Source organism: Francisella adeliensis (assembly GCF_003290445.1).
In the GTDB taxonomy this organism is placed as follows: Bacteria; Pseudomonadota; Gammaproteobacteria; order Francisellales; family Francisellaceae; genus Francisella; species Francisella adeliensis.
In genome coordinates, this window is sequence record NZ_CP021781.1 from 176,829 (window position 1) to 192,126 (window position 15,298).

Consider the following 15,298-nt stretch of genomic DNA (forward strand, 5'->3'; position numbering starts at 1 on the left):
AAAACAGTTTTAACTTAGATTGAGTAAATTAGATAATCTTTTGTTTTGTAAGATTTTATATGAGAAAAATGATAGAAATTAAAGAAAGGACTTTTTGAATCCTTTGAGATGCTTTTTAGCAAGGCTCACCATTAAATACTTTTGAAATCATACCAGCAAATTCATAGTTATTGCTAGCATCATTTGTAATATCCCAAGTCATTGCACCGCCGTATTGAGCTTGACCATCTAGTGTTTTATAACTTTCACACATTGCTTTGTATGGCTGTGCCTCATCAGCTCCGTGGAATATTGTTGCTGCACCAGCTGCTGCTGCTGTAGCTGGTTGACCTGCTACAATCATAGTATTTGCTGGAGTTATTTTCTTTAAAGAGTAGAAGCTGTTTTCTATAAAACCAGCGCCAGTTTCATCATAACAACCTTCTGAACCTACTGCACACATATTTCCTTCTTTGTCTACGAAGTTACCGCCTGTGTTATATTCTTGGACAAACATGTAGTCAAACATACCAGCAGCTAAAGCTTTGTTATAAACTTGTTGTGTGCCTGTATTTACATATTCAAGATTACCGTTTACATTGTTGACTTGAGGTGCCGCTGTAATTATGATATTCGGCATTCTATCTCTAAGTTTTTCTATAAATGTAGCTATTGAGTCTTCGTTAACACCTTGAGGAACTTGCTCTAAATCGAAGTCAATACCATCAAAACCATAAGTTTTTAGAAATTCTACAGTTTTATCAGCAAGGACATCATAGTCTGCATTAGTACCTGGGTTAAATGTGTTGTTTTCACCACCTACAGAAGCTATAGCATATTTTAAATTGTTTTTAGCTTTAGCAACTGCAACATCACTTTTGATATCTTCAATAATACTTGGGTCGCTAGCAGGAGTATTCCAACCACCGTAAGCTAAGAAATGATCGTCTGTAAATTGAACTGGTCCGCTATCTATCTTAATAAATGCAGCTATTGCAACATTATAGCCTTGATCTGCTGCTTGAGATATAGTTGGGTTTACTGAACCCCAGCTTACAGGCATATATCCAGCAAAAACTAAGTCATTTTGTTTATATGTCATAGTAGATGTGCTAGCTTTACCATCTTTGACAGTAATAGGGTTTGCAGAATATTTTATATCATTAACTTCATAACCATCAGCTAATAAGGTATATTCTCCAACAGAAGGGACAGTAATAGCGTTAGATCCTTCCTTAACTGCTTGAGTATCTTCAAAGCCATTATCGTTTCTAATAGTTATATAAAGTTGAGTTCTTGGCTTTGCATCTGCAGGGACTTTCAAATCAAGATTTATAGTTGTAGCAGGAATTTCTTCTTTAGTGAAAGAAATATTTAGCTGAACATCTTTAGTTTCCTCAGTAACTTCAATAGGGTTTGGAGTTATCTTACTAGCAATATATTGGCTTTGACCATCTTTACTAGCGATACTTGCGACTTTAACTTCATGAGAACCCGCTGAAAGAGGAATAGCTTCTGGTGAATTTGGGTTAACAGTGTATTCTTTACCATCTATAGTGATTGGGAATGAGTCAATATCAGTTGGTAAGCCAGATACTGTAACATTTGCGCTAGCAGTACTTTGTTCGCTACATAAGGTCCAGAAATCACTTGTGCCAGGAGTGTCAGAAGTCCACCATTTTTGGTTTTCCCAGATTTGATCATTGTATTTTACAAAATCACCATTAACATACCCAGAAGATTTATCTGCTGTCCACTCAGAAACATTGTCAGGAATAGCATCACACTTTCCTGGTTCAGGAGTAGGCCCAGGTTTTGCTCCTTGAGAGTATTCTAAAGAGATATTTGCGCTGTTTTCATCAATAGTAACAGTATTTGGAGATACACTTCCTTCAGCACCATTTACTTTAATTGAGTAAGTAGTACCACCATCAGCATACTCTAAATCTACTTTACCATCTACTATTTTATGTGAGTTACCTCTAGGATCCACAAGCTCTATAGTAGCACCTGTAGGTAAATCATCACCAGTTATAGATACTGAAGATGTGATTTTGTGATCAGTTGGAGTAGGTGTAGGACCGTCACCAACTTTTTCCCATGCAGTAGTCCAAGCCCACTCATTTGCAGCTACACCTGGCTCATAAGCAGTATTGCCACCAGAGCACCATCCAGCAACAAGACATTTAAATTTATCACCATGATTAGTTACGACATCACCTTGGCTATATGAGCCATCTACTTTCCATTGACCTTTATCGGCACTAATACCCATACTAATACTAGTAAGCATAATTCCAGTAATTAAAGTTTTTTTGTAGTTCATGATTAGATCCTTTTTTCAGATTATTTGTTTCTTGTTTTCTTAACAGGGCTAAGATTAACATCGTATATGAAAATCTAAAATATCGAAAAATTGACAAGTCTATGCAAATTTTAACAAGGGAGTTATGTTAAAAAAATAAATATCTAATAATGCTAGACTGAGTCCTTCTTGGTAATCTATGTATCTATAGCTATAATGCTAGATAGATAAAGGTTTTTTAGGAGATTTTACTTATGTCTAAACTTATAAAAGCATTTAAGAGTGTTGAAAAAGAATTCTCAGGTCATAAATTAAAACCAGAAATATCAAACTTGCCAAAGTGGTTTAATTCACAAATTGTTAGAGTAGGTCCTGCTAAATTTGAATATGGTAATATAAATCTTAATCACTGGTTTGATGGTTTAGCTATGCTGTATGGCTTTGATAAAATTGGCTCAGACATTTATTTTACTAATAAATTTTTAAGATCAGAGCAATATAAATCATCATTACGAGGCAAAATGTCTCATGATGAATTTGGTACAAGAGTATCGTCAAAACTAAGTAGATTATCTTCTATGATTAAATCAATAACTGGGGTAAAAGTTGAGAAGCCTAGTTGTAATGTTAATATTTTATCTATAAAGAATAAACTTTTGGCAACAACGGAAGTAACTAGTATGATTGAGTTTGATCGCACTAGTTTAGATACTGTGGGTGAATTTGTTTTTAATGACGATTTGAAAGGACAGTTTTCTTGTGCTCACCCACAAGTTGATCCAAAGACCGGAGAGCAGTTTAATTTTGTAGTAAATATTTCAAAAGAGTGTAAATATACTATTTATAAAACTTCTGAAGGAAGTGATAGAAGGGAGGAGCTATATTCATTCTCTAACGCTGAGTTTATATATAACCATAGTTTATTTTTAACAACTAACTATCTAATTATCCATTTGGGTCCGTTAAGAGCTAAGCCGATGGATTTTTTAACAAAACCTATTTCAGAAGTAATAAAATTAGATAAGGAAGCAGACTCTAAAATCTTAGTTCTTAATAGAAATACTTTAAAAGTAAATATCATTGAGTCACCAAGTTTTTTATATTTACATAGTATCAATGCTTTTGAAAAGAATAATAAAATACATCTTGATTTTGTTGAGTATACTAATTGTGATGTTGCACCTTATCAAAAGCTTTATTTTGACAATATTAGAAATGAAGATTGTTTGTTATCAACACAAATCTCAAGAATTACTATAGATCTTGAGGGGTATACACTAACTAGAGATATTTTAATTAACAAAAATGTAGAGTTTCCTAGAATAAATGAAAGCTTTAGTGGTAAAGAGTACCGGTATGTTTACCTTTCTAATAAAAATGATTCCATGCTTTACAATAGCATTATTAAAGTTGATGTTGAATCTAAAAAGGTTATTGAGCAAAAGTTTGGAGAGAATTTTGTTTCTGAACCTATTTTAATTGCTAATCCAACTGCCACTACTGAAGATGATGGTTTAGTTTTTGTGAATATTATAGATGTTGATAAAAAGTTGAGTTTTATTGTTTACTTAGATGCTAAGGACTTAGAGATAGTTTACAAAGCATACTTGCCAATACAAATTCCATTAGCATTACATGGTGTGAGTCTTCAAAATAACTAAATATAAACAGATAGGTCTAGAGTTAAGGTATTCATATGCTCATCATTATAAAGCCTTTGGTATGAATATTCTGGACCAAATAAAACATTGTCATCAAAATAAGCTCTTTGGGCTGATGCAATAAACTGTCTTTTAATTCCTGAAATTGTCTGACCAAATGTTGGCGAGGCATTAGATAGTGGCATAGGAACCTGGGCTGCATTATATGATTCACCATAAGTGATGTTAAAGTTTGTGTTTCTACCACCAAGGTTTAAAGCATAGGCAAGACCAGTATACCAAGCTCCGGTGTTTACATTATTACCATCACCATTAAAATCCTCTTTATGAGTTGTTGCTGACCAACCTCCTTGAAGTTGCCATATTCCACCAAGCATTGCGTAGGATATGTTTCCATCAAAATTTAATACACCAACATTGTCATTTTCACGATCAATATTTTGTAAGAAATTTTGAATTCCTCCATTACCAGCTCCCGCGATATTGTATACATAACCAATATTGAAACCGGCAGATAAATTTTCTGAGAAGGTATCAGCATAAAAAAGAGCTGTTGAGAAATTTGCTCGTTTATCATCCGACCCAAATACTGAAATATTTGCGTTAAATGTTTCGTCTTTATAGTTAAAAGAAACATTTGTGACTTTATCTGGAGATAAAAATTCATCAATAATACCACTAGTCCATGGACCACCACCACCATAAACACCTACAGAAAGCTTGCTACGACCAGCAGTTACAAAAAATGGAGAGGTATCAAGATTACCAAACATTACAAAAGCATTACCTAGTCCAAATGATCCTGTCTCATCAGTATCAAAGTCAAATTGAGCGGTTACATAGTGCCCTAAGTTTGATAGGAAATATAGTTTTGAATTTGTAAGGTAAATATTTTGTCCATTCGATGGAAAGTTAGACATACCATTAGCTCGACTTATTTCAGATCCAAACCAAGCTTGAGCATCTGCTTCTATATAACCGCCAAAAAAGATGGAATAATCATCAAATCTTTCACGTTGTCCAAGTAGAGTCGATGCAAATAAGTTACTTGAGATCATTCCTATTGGGATTGTGTTATTTCCTGAATAAGAACCTAAATATGTAACTTCACCTTTGGTTGTGATTGCTGCAGTACCATTAACATCAATACCTGGACCACCATTTGCACTTAGAGCATTCTTATTGTTATTAAAATCATCTTCAATACTACTGTTCTCAGTTATATTTGATGCAATATCTTGAGAGGTGGCATTGCGGATCTGATTGGTTTCTAGATCAAGATAGTTTTTACCTTCAGGAATGTAATTGTTTACTTTACTGTTATAGGTTGCAAATTGCTGATTATTTTTTGGCTTATTTTGGGTGTTGGTCTCTTTATTTACTTCTTCTTTTAGTTCATTTACTTGTTTTAATAAATCTCTGATTTTTTGCGTGTCAGCAGCTGTTAGTTTTGAGCTTGATGAATCAGTTTTATCATTTATTTTTTTTGTACCAGCAATAGATATTTCCGTATTTAATAAGATAAATATTAGAGAAAATACTTTTACTAGTCTCATTTTTAGAACCAAACCTTATAAATATAAACTTTATTTAATTAATTTAATATTGTTATAAACAAGCTACGAGTAGAAAATAACTTGCTAATACTAGCATAAGCGAGCATATCATTACAATATTAAAAAAATGATAAGAGTTGTTAAAATTCGACAGTTGGTTCTATTTACATTTTACGAATGTATTCAGCAGCATTATCGTCTAAAGAGATCATACCAGTGTTTGCATCAAAGTAGATAAGCTCAGCATATCTTGCCCAGTCTACGAATGTATCAAATATTCTTTCTGCTTCATCCGATGAGAAATAATCATCTAATTCTGCTAAAAATCTTGCTTTTGGAGCTTCATGAGATGCTCTTTCATTAAGGACTTTAACTACATGGCTTGCTAGTGGAATATATTTTAAAAACAATCTACCAAAGATAAATTTACGGTCATCAATATTTGAATCAATAAATTTACGACCCATAGCAGTCATTTTAATGTCACCTTCGGAAACCTCGGCAAAGCGAAGTACAGATAGTATCTCAATGATTGGGAATAGATGATCAATGTTTAGGTGTAACTCATCTGCAAGTTGAGGTAAATCAATAGCGTCAACATCTTTAATATCTGACATTTCATCGAGTAAACCATTCATTTCTGAAATATCAACATCTGGTAGGCGATAGCCAATCGTCATTGCTGATTTTTTGTTCATTCTTTCAGTAAGTTCTTTTGTCTGAGCCGTTGTCATCAAACGATAAACTTCATCAACTAAATCTGCAACTACGGGGTCTTGAGACGTTCTAGGGTGTGGAATGTCTATTTTTAACTCACCACGAATAAACCCAGGGTTGCTACCAAAAATAATAATTCTATCAGCAGTTAAAACAGCCTCTTCAATACTATGAGTCACATAAAGAATACCTTTCATTGCATCGTTGTTTTCCCAAAGCTCAAGTAAGTCTTCACGTAGGTTTTCAGCTGTTAGAATGTCTAAAGCTGAAAATGGTTCATCCATTAATAAAACATCTGGTTCTAAAACTAAAGCTCTAGCAAAACCAACTCTTTGTTTCATGCCACCAGAAAGCTCTTTAGGGTAAGCATTTTCGAAACCATCAAGTCCAACCATGTCGATAGCTTTTAATGCTCGTTCACGGCGTTCAGTTGTATTTATATTTCTTGCTTCTAATCCTAGTTCAACATTTTGCATAACAGTTAACCATGGCATCAAAGCAAAGCTTTGAAATACCATCGAAATATCAGGAACTGGAGCTGATACTTTTTTACCTCGATATAGTACTTCGCCTGTGGTTGGATTCATAAGGCCTGCAATTATTCGTAACAGTGTTGATTTTCCTGATCCTGATTTACCAAGTAGTGCAACAATCTCACCTTCATGAAGAGTAAAGTCAATATTGTCTAAAACTTTTAATGGTTGATCACCCTTTATTGAAAAGCTTTTGCTAACTTTTTCTACAGTAAATATTTTATTATCCATTTTTAAAAATTCTCCTATGCTTACATATTCATACTGAAGCGGTTTTCAGCATAGTTATATAGTCGACGCCAAAAAAGTTTATTTGAAGCTACTACTAAAACGCACATAACGATAACGCCAAGTAAGACGTTTGCAGTATGATCTCCTTGGATGTTAGTGTTATCTGTTATGTATGCACCTAATCCTGACGCTTGAATTATAGAGTTTTTACCCCAATTAATATATTCACAAACGATACTAGCATTCCAAGCACCACCAGCAGCAGTAATTGCACCAGTTACATAGTATGGCATTACAGCTGGGAATAAGAATTTTTTCCATTTTGTGAAACCTTTTAGCTGCATATTACTCGCCGCAAGCTTTAGCTCATCTGGAATTGCTGAAGCACCGGCAATCACATTGAATAATATATACCACTGAGTACCTAGAGCCATTAGCACAATACACCATATGTTAAAGTTTAGGTCAAAGGTAATTACCAAAGTACCAAAGACACCATATAAAACATTGACTGGGAAAGCTGCAGCCATCTGAGCATAGGGTTGTACTTTTTGGGCAATCCTCGGACGCATACCAATCCAGACGCCAATTGGAACCCATATTATAGATGTTATAACTATCAGTACTACTACGCGTAATCCAGTTGCTAAGCCATAACCGAAAACTTCGATTGTTTGAGTAATGCCAATATCGCTATTGCCACCAAAAACTGTTTGGTATGCAAAATAACACAAGGCAAATAATACAAGGCTTGTTATTGTGTACCATAAAATTTGATTCAATATAGTTTCTTTTTTTTCAGCTTTATGGTGCTTTTTCTGATTGAAAGCTCTAGATAAATCTTTTTTTAGAAATTTAATGTTGACGATATTACTCGTGGTTTTAGAAAAAAATGTTGTGAAAAACTTAACTGCAGCTGATTTTTGTAAAACTTTTAAGAACCAAGATTCTGTATAAACTTCAGATTGATTTTCTCCAAGAGTGAACTTTTCAGACCACGCAACCAACGGTCTAAATAAAAGCTGGTCATATAGTACAATGGTTACAAGCATCATTACGATTGCAGCTCCAACAGCACCAAAATCACGAGCGTTATTGGCAGCATCTATAAATGAACCAATACCTGGTAGATTGATTGGTATAGATTGCGATGCACTGAAGTTTACAACAATAGTTTCTGATGCAACTACCATGAACCAACAAGCAGACATAGACATCATTGTATTCCATACCAAGCCAGGCATTGAAAAAGGTACTTCTAATTTCCAGAATCTTTGCCATGCAGAAAGCTGATACATATCGGCAGCTTCGCGAAGTTCTTTAGGTACTGTTTTAAGGGACTGATAAAAACTTAAGATCATATTCCAAACTTGTGCTGTAATAATTCCAAAGATAACAGCAGATTGAGCACCCCATAATGATGTAGGGAACAACACTAAAAAACCTGTAATTGTAATAGCAAAAAAGCCTAAAATCGGAATTGATTGTAAAATATCTACAGCTGGGATAATTATATTTTCAGCTCGTTTGCTTTTAGCTGCTAATGCACCAAATATAAAAGTTATGAGTAAAGAAAACCCTAAGCCTATAAACATTCGTATCGTTGTTTCTGCAGTGTAATATGGCAGGAGCCATATATCTAAAGCAATAGCTGAATGTTTTTGAACACTCACTTGGTTTGTATAATCAACAGTACCACCTAAACCAGATGTCGACCATACAAATAAACAGAGTATAAGAAGTATTACTGATAATGCCAATATATCCCACTTTGTACGTGAGATTCTTGATGACATATTTGCGTTATATAGCCTTTTCATATGTCAAATCACCTTTATTTAATTCTATGACGCACTAAGTATATGTTATTTGTAATGTTTTTTGTATTATTAATTTATATCCTTTTTTATGGTAAAATTCTCTATTATCTTATTGTAGCAAAATCTTAAGCATATGAAAAAAGAGCAAAAAATCATCCGTGTTAAGCCAAATGAAAGAGTTTCTTGTCCAACAAAGTTTCACGAAAATTGGAACCTACACCCAAGAGTATTTATAGATTTAAAAGATAAAAAAATAAATACATGTCCTTATTGTGGTACAACATTTAAAGTTGAAAATTAATATTTATTATATTTGTTTTTTAGGGTATATGATGGGGTTTGGTTATGTTAGAATATAGTGGAAATTGTTTTTAGAAGGAAGTTGATAGCGTGATAGCGATTTAATGACTAACTATTTATTTAAACCTAAAACTTGGGGTGTATGGTTGGTCATTGGTATTATGTACTTTGGCTCAAAACTCCCCATTTTTTTTCAAAAAGGTATCGTTTTGACCTTGGGTTTTATTATTAAGCCTTTTTTACGCAGTCGAAACAATATAGCTAAAGAAAATCTTAAGATAGCGTACCCTGAAAAATCTGATGATGAAATCGACCTTCTTGTAAGTAAAAGTTATCGCTCTATGGTTTTGTCTGGTCTTGAAACTACAGCTGCGTGGTTTATGACTAAAAAGAGATTTAAAAAAATAGATTTTGAGTGGGAAGAGGGTTCTTTAAAGCTTTTTAAAAAATACCATGATAACCCTGAAACAAATTTTATTGCCTTAGGTTTTCATTTTCATTGTATTGAAATTATCGGTAGGTACATTGGAGAAGAGTTTCCCCCTTTTACAGTTATGTACCAGAAAAATAGTAATGAATTAATAGAAGAACTAATAAAAAAATATCGTGAAAAAAATTTATATAAGTGTCTGGATAGCAAAAACTTCATATCTGTAATAAAAAGCCTTAAAAAAGGTTATTCGATGTGGTACGCTCCAGATCAGGATTTTGGACTTGAAAGCTCTGGCTATGAAAACTCTGTTTTTGCTCCATTTTTTGGGGAAATGTGCTCAACTTTAACAGTTACCCCATGGCTAGCAGAAAAAACTAAAGCCTCAGTTTTGCCTGTTTATTATGTGCGTGAAAAATGCTTGAAGAAATATAAGATAGTTTTTGGTGAGCCTTTAGAATTTACTGGGGATGTTTATCATGATGCTAAAATTACAAATGATTTTTTAGAATCAGCAGTGAGAAAATATCCAGAGCAGTATTTATGGCAACATCGTCGTTTTAGGACTAGACCAAATGGTGAGCCACAAATTTACTAAAAAGGTTATATATGCAAAATAAGAAAGGTTTTTCATTAGTTGAACTTATGGTTGTTATAGCTATTATTGCGATTTTAGCTAGTGTAGGTATACCTATGTATAATAACTACACTTTAAGAAGCCATCGTAGTGAAGCACAGGCTGAGCTGTTATCGGCAGCAAATGCGGCGGATAGTTTTGAGATTCGTAATGGCGAGTTTCCATCAGGTAGTGATATAACTAGTTTCTGGAGATCTGCGACTACTCAAAATGGGTTTTACACACTTTCGTATTGTGGTGGAGGTGATGCAGCATGTCCAAATATTGATTATGAAATTACAGCAACAGCAATAGGCAGTCAAGCAGCAGACACCGTGTGCAGTGAAATGAGGCTAGAAGTCCATGGAGCTGTTACGAATAAAACTCCAAATAGTGGAAGCTCAATGTGTTGGTCTCGAGGATAATTAAGAGGAAAATAATATGGCTAATTATAGTACAAATGAATTTAAAGGTGGTTTGAAAATACTTATTGATGGTAACCCTTGTGTTATTGTTGAAAATGAGTTTGTAAAACCAGGTAAAGGTCAAGCATTTAATCGTGTTAAGATTAAAAACTTGATAAATGGAAGGGTTGTTGAGAAGACATTTAAGTCAGGTGAGTCTGTTGAAGCTGCTGATGTGGAAGAGCTTTCTGCTACTTATTCGTATTTTGATGGAGATAGCCATGTATTTATGCACCCAGAGACTTTTGAGCAGTACATGGTTTCTGAAGAAGCTTTAGGCGATACTAAGAAGTGGCTTAAAGACCAAGACGAGTATGAGATAACTCTTTTTAATAGTTTACCTATTTCGGTGACAGCTCCAAATTTTGTTAACCTTGAGATTGTAGAGACAGACCCAGGTTTAAAAGGTGATACTGCTGGTACAGGTGGTAAGCCTGCTACCTTATCTACAGGTGCTGTTGTAAGAGTTCCATTGTTTATTCAAATCGGTGAAATAATCAAAGTAGATACTCGTAACTCTACTTATACTTCAAGAGTTAAGGGTTGATCATGCAATCTAAAGATAATTTAGTTTGGCTTGATCTTGAGATGACAGGACTTGATGTTGAAAAATGTAAAATCATTGAAATTGCCGCTATCATTACAGATAAAAATTTGAATGTAATTGCAGAAGCAGAGCCAATAGCTATTCATCAGTCTGATGAAATTATGGGAAGTATGGATGAATGGTGTACTACAACTCATGCTCAAACAGGCCTTACTCAAAGGGTTAAAGAGAGTAGCTTTACTGCAGAGCAAGCAGAAGAAGAAATAGTTTCTTTTATTAGAAAACATGTTCCTTATAAGGTATCGCCATTATGCGGTAATTCTATCTGGCAAGATAGAAGGTTCTTAAGTAAATATATGTCAAAAATTGATGACTATTGCCACTATCGAGTTCTAGATGTAACTAGCATTAAGCTACTCAATGATTATTGGGGAGGTAAAGAAAGCTATCATAAGCAAAATACTCATAAAGCTTTGGATGATATCCGTGAATCAATCGGAGAGTTGAAGTTTTATAGGAATAAAATGTTTAAAATATAAGTGAACCTTAGTTTGAAACATTTATTCTCTTACTATTCGTGTTTTTCTGTTTTGGAGCTGAAAGTGTTGGATTGTATGACAATTATGGGCATAAGAATCCGGTGATGAAAGTATATTTTTTAGGCGCTTAATGAGCTTACCTCTTGTTATCTTTAGTAGATTTCTTTAAGATTTAGCTATATTAATTACATTCTCTAGTTCATTGTGTCAATTTTGCTAAATAGGAAATCCATTGAGCAAAGTGCTGAAATGGTGACAGAAAGCTTTCAAGAAGAAAATCAAGCGATATTTACAAAAGGATCAGTTACTAGGCATGTCATAATTATGTCATTAACATCGTCTATAGGACTTATAGCCATTTTCATTGTCGATTTACTAGATATGTTTTTTTTGAGTATACTAGGCGAAGTTGAATTGGCATCTGCTGTAGGCTATGCTGGAACTATATCATTTTTCACGACATCTATAGGGATTGGGATTAGTATAGCTATGGGAGCTTTAATATCTCGTTCAGTAGGAGAAGGTAAAAAAAATCAAGCTAATTGTTACTTAATTAATATTTATCTTATAGCATTGATAATAACAGTGCCCATCGCCATTATAGTCTGGTTATATATCCCAGATCTGTTGATGCTTATCGGTGCTAAAGAAAGAACGTTAGAATTAGCTACACAATACTTAAAGATACTCATACCATCTTTTCCGATTTTGGTTCTTGGAATAGCATCAGGGGCAGCATTAAGAGCATTTGGAGATGCAAAGTTTTCAATGTATTCAACTCTTGCAGGAGGGTTGGTTAATGCTATATTGGATCCTATTTTTATATTTTTACTCGCAATGAATGTAGAAGGTGCTGCAGTAGCATCTGTTTTTGCTAGAGTTACGATACTACTAGTAGCCTTTTTTGCATTAGTAATTAAGTATAAGGTTTCTTTAGTTTTTTACTGGAAAGGTTTTAAAGACTCATTATACCCTATACTTAAAGTAGCTTTCCCAGCAATATTAACTAATATGACCACACCCATAGGTACAGCATACACTATTGCTGAAATGTCAAAATTTGGGGATTCTGCAGTTGCAGGTATGTCTGTTATAGGAAGGTTATCACCAGTTGCTTTTGCTATAGTATTTGCAGTTTCAGGAGCAATAGGATCTATTATAGGTCAAAATTTAGGGGCAAAAAACATTAATAGAGTAAAAAAAACTTTAACTAGCTCTCTTTGGTTTGTTTGTATCGTTGTGCTAATTGTATCTATTGTATTGATGAGTATTAATGGCTATCTTGTATATATGTTTCAGCTTGATAGTGAAGCTGCCCAACTTATGTATGTATTTAGTCATTTTATTGCTATTAGCTATATTTTTGTTGGTGCGGGATTTATTGCAAATGCTGCATTTAATAACTTGGGGAAACCCTTGTATTCATTTGTAGTTAATATGTTGAAGGCTACTGTTTTTACTATGCCTTTTGTTTATTTTGGAGGGCAAAATTATGGAGCTGAAGGTATATTGGTAGGGCAGGGTATTGGGTCGTTAATTATCGGGTTGGTTGCTTATATTTTTGCGCATAGATATGTATATACATTAAAGAAGTAATTAATTTGGCCTTTAATTAAACTGTCTTGCTAATGTTTCTTTATGTTTTTTATAGAGTTATTTTTGTTTGTAGATTCGTTTTGCATAAGTTTAGTAAGAAAATCGTTGTTAGCAGTAACTTGACTTACATAGTTTTTATCCTCACCGTTTTTCAACCATGCTTCTTTCATTGTTTTTAGGGAGCTTTCATCATGTTTCTTAAAAGCAGTAATCTTTAGCTCTGCTACCTGCCTATTTTCTCCCAATGCTATCAAGGCTTCTATTGCAGCAATATTTGCTGATTCAAAAGTTTCTCTAATAGTATAGTTTGCTCCTGCATTCTCAAGTTCATAAACATGGTGTCTATCTTTTGCTCTGGCTATAATTATTAGATCCTTACGATGTCTACGTAGCATGGATACAAGCTCTATCTGACTACTACGATCATCAATGGTTGCAATAAAAACATCAGTTGTTAAGATGCCTGCAGACATTAAAAGCTCAGGGTTTAATGCATTTCCATAGTAAGCAACAGCCCCATATTTGCGGAATGTTTCTACGGTGTTGGCATCTGAATCAAGAATAACAGGGTTGTATTTGTTTGATACTAATACTCGGGCAATTATTTGCCCAAATCTACCTGCACCAGCAATGATTATTCTGCTTGAGTGGTTAATACTATCTGTTTCATTATTATTTTTATTTTGATAAATGGGCATTATAATTTTTTCATATGCTAAGAATAGTAAAGGAGTTAAGAGCATGGAAATAATTACGATTAGAATTATTATTTTTATAGTATAGGGAGCAATTAGCGAGAGAGTTAGTGTAAACCCTAGTAGTACAAAAGCAAATTCACTTCCTTGAGCTAGAGATAGACTAAATAACCAGAAGTCAGATTTTTTTAGCTTATATATTTTTGCTAGAATCATTAATGTAATTATTTTAATGGAAACAAGTAGAATAGTTCCTAAGAGGATATATTCCCAATTATTTAGTAGTAAAACAAAGTTAATACTTGCTCCAATTGAAATAAAAAATATGCCCATTAAAAGGCCTTTAAAGGGTAATATTTGGCTTTCGATCTCGTGGCGATATTCATTTTCTGATAAAATCACACCAGCAACGAAGGCGCCTAAAGCAGCAGATAGCCCTAAACTTTCCATTAGAAGAGAAACACTGATAACTAAAAGTAAAACTAAAGCTGTAAAAATCTCAGCTAACCTAGTTTTAGCTATATAGCTAAATATATATCTTAGAATAAATTTGCCAATAATAATCATTAATAAAATAGTGCTAAGAATTATTATTGCTTGAGCAACTCCTGGAAGGTTAGTTATAAAGTTTTGGTGTTGATTGGCGCTTATCGAATCAGTAGTACGTTGAATAACAAGTAAAGGTAGTATCGCAAATATTGGGATAACAGCGATGTCTTGACTAATAAGTACAGATAGTATTGATTGACCAGCTTTAGTACTCATTTGGTTTGCTTCTTGTGTACTTTGTAGGACTATAGCTGTTGAAGAAAGAGATAGAATCAATCCTATAGCAATAGAGACATTCCATGTGAAGTTAAATATTAGTGCAGCAGTTAAACTTAAGAGTGTTGTAGTTAAAAATACTTGTAATCCTCCCAATCCAATTAATTGGTAGCGCATGTGCCAAATATCTTTAGGTTTTAGTTCTAAGCCAATAAGGAACATCATCATGACAACACCAAATTCAGAGAAATGCTGAATTGGTTCAATTTCAGCATCAATTAATCCAAATAATGGACCTAATAATATTCCAGCAATTAGATATCCTAAAACTGAACCTAGTTTAAGCTGTTTAGCTATTGGTACTATGATGACAGCAAACAGTAAGAAAAGTGCTGCTTGGGTTAATGTTGACATAAGCTTACTCATTGTTTTTGCTTTTTATATTTAAAAGCAAGTAATTAAAGTGTTCTTATACTATACTAAATATTGCATGCGAAAAAAAATAATTTGAATTCTATGATGATAACTTTAAGTGTAATAGTTG

12 protein-coding genes are annotated in these 15,298 nt (G+C 33.7%); 7 read left to right on the plus strand and 5 right to left on the minus strand.

The genetic code is table 11. The annotated features are described in order from the left end of the window. Positions 1-115 precede the first annotated feature (115 nt). Entirely contained in the window at positions 116-2,305 is a 2,190-nt protein-coding gene (locus CDH04_RS00850) for a glycosyl hydrolase family 18 protein (protein WP_112869226.1), read from the minus strand. A gap of 233 nt (positions 2,306-2,538) precedes the next feature. On the opposite strand from CDH04_RS00850, the gene CDH04_RS00855 reads away from it, so the two are divergent. After that, on the plus strand, positions 2,539-3,945 hold the full coding sequence (locus CDH04_RS00855) for a carotenoid oxygenase family protein (RefSeq protein WP_112869227.1): 1,407 nt from the start codon (positions 2,539-2,541) through the stop codon (positions 3,943-3,945). On the opposite strand, the gene CDH04_RS00860 is transcribed toward CDH04_RS00855, so the two are convergent. From CDH04_RS00860 to CDH04_RS00870, 3 genes are all read right to left on the minus strand, one after another. Further along, positions 3,942-5,501, minus strand: coding sequence for a DUF3573 domain-containing protein (locus tag CDH04_RS00860; protein WP_112869228.1), 1,560 nt, complete (start codon positions 5,499-5,501; stop codon positions 3,942-3,944). The two genes, CDH04_RS00855 and CDH04_RS00860, sit on opposite strands and share 4 nt — an antisense overlap. Positions 5,502-5,665: 164 nt before the next feature. Continuing rightward, positions 5,666-6,982 carry an ABC transporter ATP-binding protein gene (locus CDH04_RS00865; RefSeq protein ID WP_112869229.1) on the minus strand — a complete coding sequence of 439 codons (1,317 nt, stop codon included), beginning with the start codon at positions 6,980-6,982 and terminating at the stop codon, positions 5,666-5,668. A 20-nt stretch (positions 6,983-7,002) separates the two neighbouring features. Then, positions 7,003-8,802 carry an ABC transporter permease gene (locus tag CDH04_RS00870; protein WP_112869230.1) on the minus strand — a complete coding sequence of 600 codons (1,800 nt, stop codon included), beginning with the start codon at positions 8,800-8,802 and terminating at the stop codon, positions 7,003-7,005. Positions 8,803-8,935: 133 nt separating this feature from the next. Here CDH04_RS00870 and CDH04_RS00875 point away from each other — a divergent pair, with 133 nt between their 5' ends. The 6 genes from CDH04_RS00875 to CDH04_RS00900 all read left to right on the plus strand — a co-directional run bounded on the left by CDH04_RS00875 (position 8,936) and on the right by CDH04_RS00900 (position 13,294). Next, the gene (locus CDH04_RS00875) at positions 8,936-9,103 is read left to right on the plus strand and encodes a zinc-finger domain-containing protein (RefSeq protein WP_112869231.1); all 168 of its coding nucleotides are present in this window, start codon (positions 8,936-8,938) and stop codon (positions 9,101-9,103) included. 103 nt (positions 9,104-9,206) lie between these two features. After that, positions 9,207-10,130 (plus strand): lysophospholipid acyltransferase family protein, encoded by a 924-nt coding sequence (locus CDH04_RS00880; protein WP_112869232.1) that lies wholly within the window; start codon positions 9,207-9,209, stop codon positions 10,128-10,130. Between the two features lie 11 nt (positions 10,131-10,141). Next, positions 10,142-10,573, plus strand: a complete 432-nt coding sequence (locus tag CDH04_RS00885) for a type IV pilin protein (protein WP_112869233.1) — start codon at positions 10,142-10,144, stop codon at positions 10,571-10,573. Positions 10,574-10,589: 16 nt separating this feature from the next. Then, complete coding sequence (gene efp, locus CDH04_RS00890) at positions 10,590-11,159, plus strand: elongation factor P (protein WP_112869234.1); 570 nt, start codon at positions 10,590-10,592, stop codon at positions 11,157-11,159. Positions 11,160-11,161: 2 nt separating this feature from the next. Further along, a complete protein-coding gene (orn, locus tag CDH04_RS00895) occupies positions 11,162-11,698 on the plus strand; it encodes an oligoribonuclease (RefSeq protein ID WP_112869235.1) in 537 nt (178 codons plus the stop codon). A 204-nt stretch (positions 11,699-11,902) separates the two neighbouring features. Further along, the gene (locus CDH04_RS00900; protein WP_112869236.1) at positions 11,903-13,294 is read left to right on the plus strand and encodes an MATE family efflux transporter; all 1,392 of its coding nucleotides are present in this window, start codon (positions 11,903-11,905) and stop codon (positions 13,292-13,294) included. A gap of 29 nt (positions 13,295-13,323) precedes the next feature. Here CDH04_RS00900 and CDH04_RS00905 read toward each other — a convergent pair whose 3' ends face one another. Beyond that, entirely contained in the window at positions 13,324-15,180 is a 1,857-nt protein-coding gene (locus CDH04_RS00905) for a monovalent cation:proton antiporter-2 (CPA2) family protein (protein WP_244909962.1), read from the minus strand. Between the last annotated feature and the right edge of the window lie 118 nt (positions 15,181-15,298).

Excerpts from the sequence above, each read along its gene's own strand:
- CDH04_RS00850 (WP_112869226.1), bottom strand. The coding sequence starts at position 2,305 with ATGAACTACAAAAAAACTTTAATTACTGGAATTATGCTTACTAGTATT.
- CDH04_RS00855 (WP_112869227.1), top strand. The coding sequence starts at position 2,539 with ATGTCTAAACTTATAAAAGCATTTAAGAGTGTTGAAAAAGAATTCTCA.
- CDH04_RS00860 (WP_112869228.1), bottom strand. The coding sequence starts at position 5,501 with ATGAGACTAGTAAAAGTATTTTCTCTAATATTTATCTTATTAAATACG.
- CDH04_RS00865 (WP_112869229.1), bottom strand. The coding sequence starts at position 6,982 with ATGGATAATAAAATATTTACTGTAGAAAAAGTTAGCAAAAGCTTTTCA.
- CDH04_RS00870 (WP_112869230.1), bottom strand. The coding sequence starts at position 8,802 with ATGAAAAGGCTATATAACGCAAATATGTCATCAAGAATCTCACGTACA.
- CDH04_RS00875 (WP_112869231.1), top strand. The coding sequence starts at position 8,936 with ATGAAAAAAGAGCAAAAAATCATCCGTGTTAAGCCAAATGAAAGAGTT.
- CDH04_RS00880 (WP_112869232.1), top strand. The coding sequence starts at position 9,207 with ATGACTAACTATTTATTTAAACCTAAAACTTGGGGTGTATGGTTGGTC.
- CDH04_RS00885 (WP_112869233.1), top strand. The coding sequence starts at position 10,142 with ATGCAAAATAAGAAAGGTTTTTCATTAGTTGAACTTATGGTTGTTATA.
- efp (WP_112869234.1), top strand. The coding sequence starts at position 10,590 with ATGGCTAATTATAGTACAAATGAATTTAAAGGTGGTTTGAAAATACTT.
- orn (WP_112869235.1), top strand. The coding sequence starts at position 11,162 with ATGCAATCTAAAGATAATTTAGTTTGGCTTGATCTTGAGATGACAGGA.
- CDH04_RS00905 (WP_244909962.1), bottom strand. The coding sequence starts at position 15,180 with ATGAGTAAGCTTATGTCAACATTAACCCAAGCAGCACTTTTCTTACTG.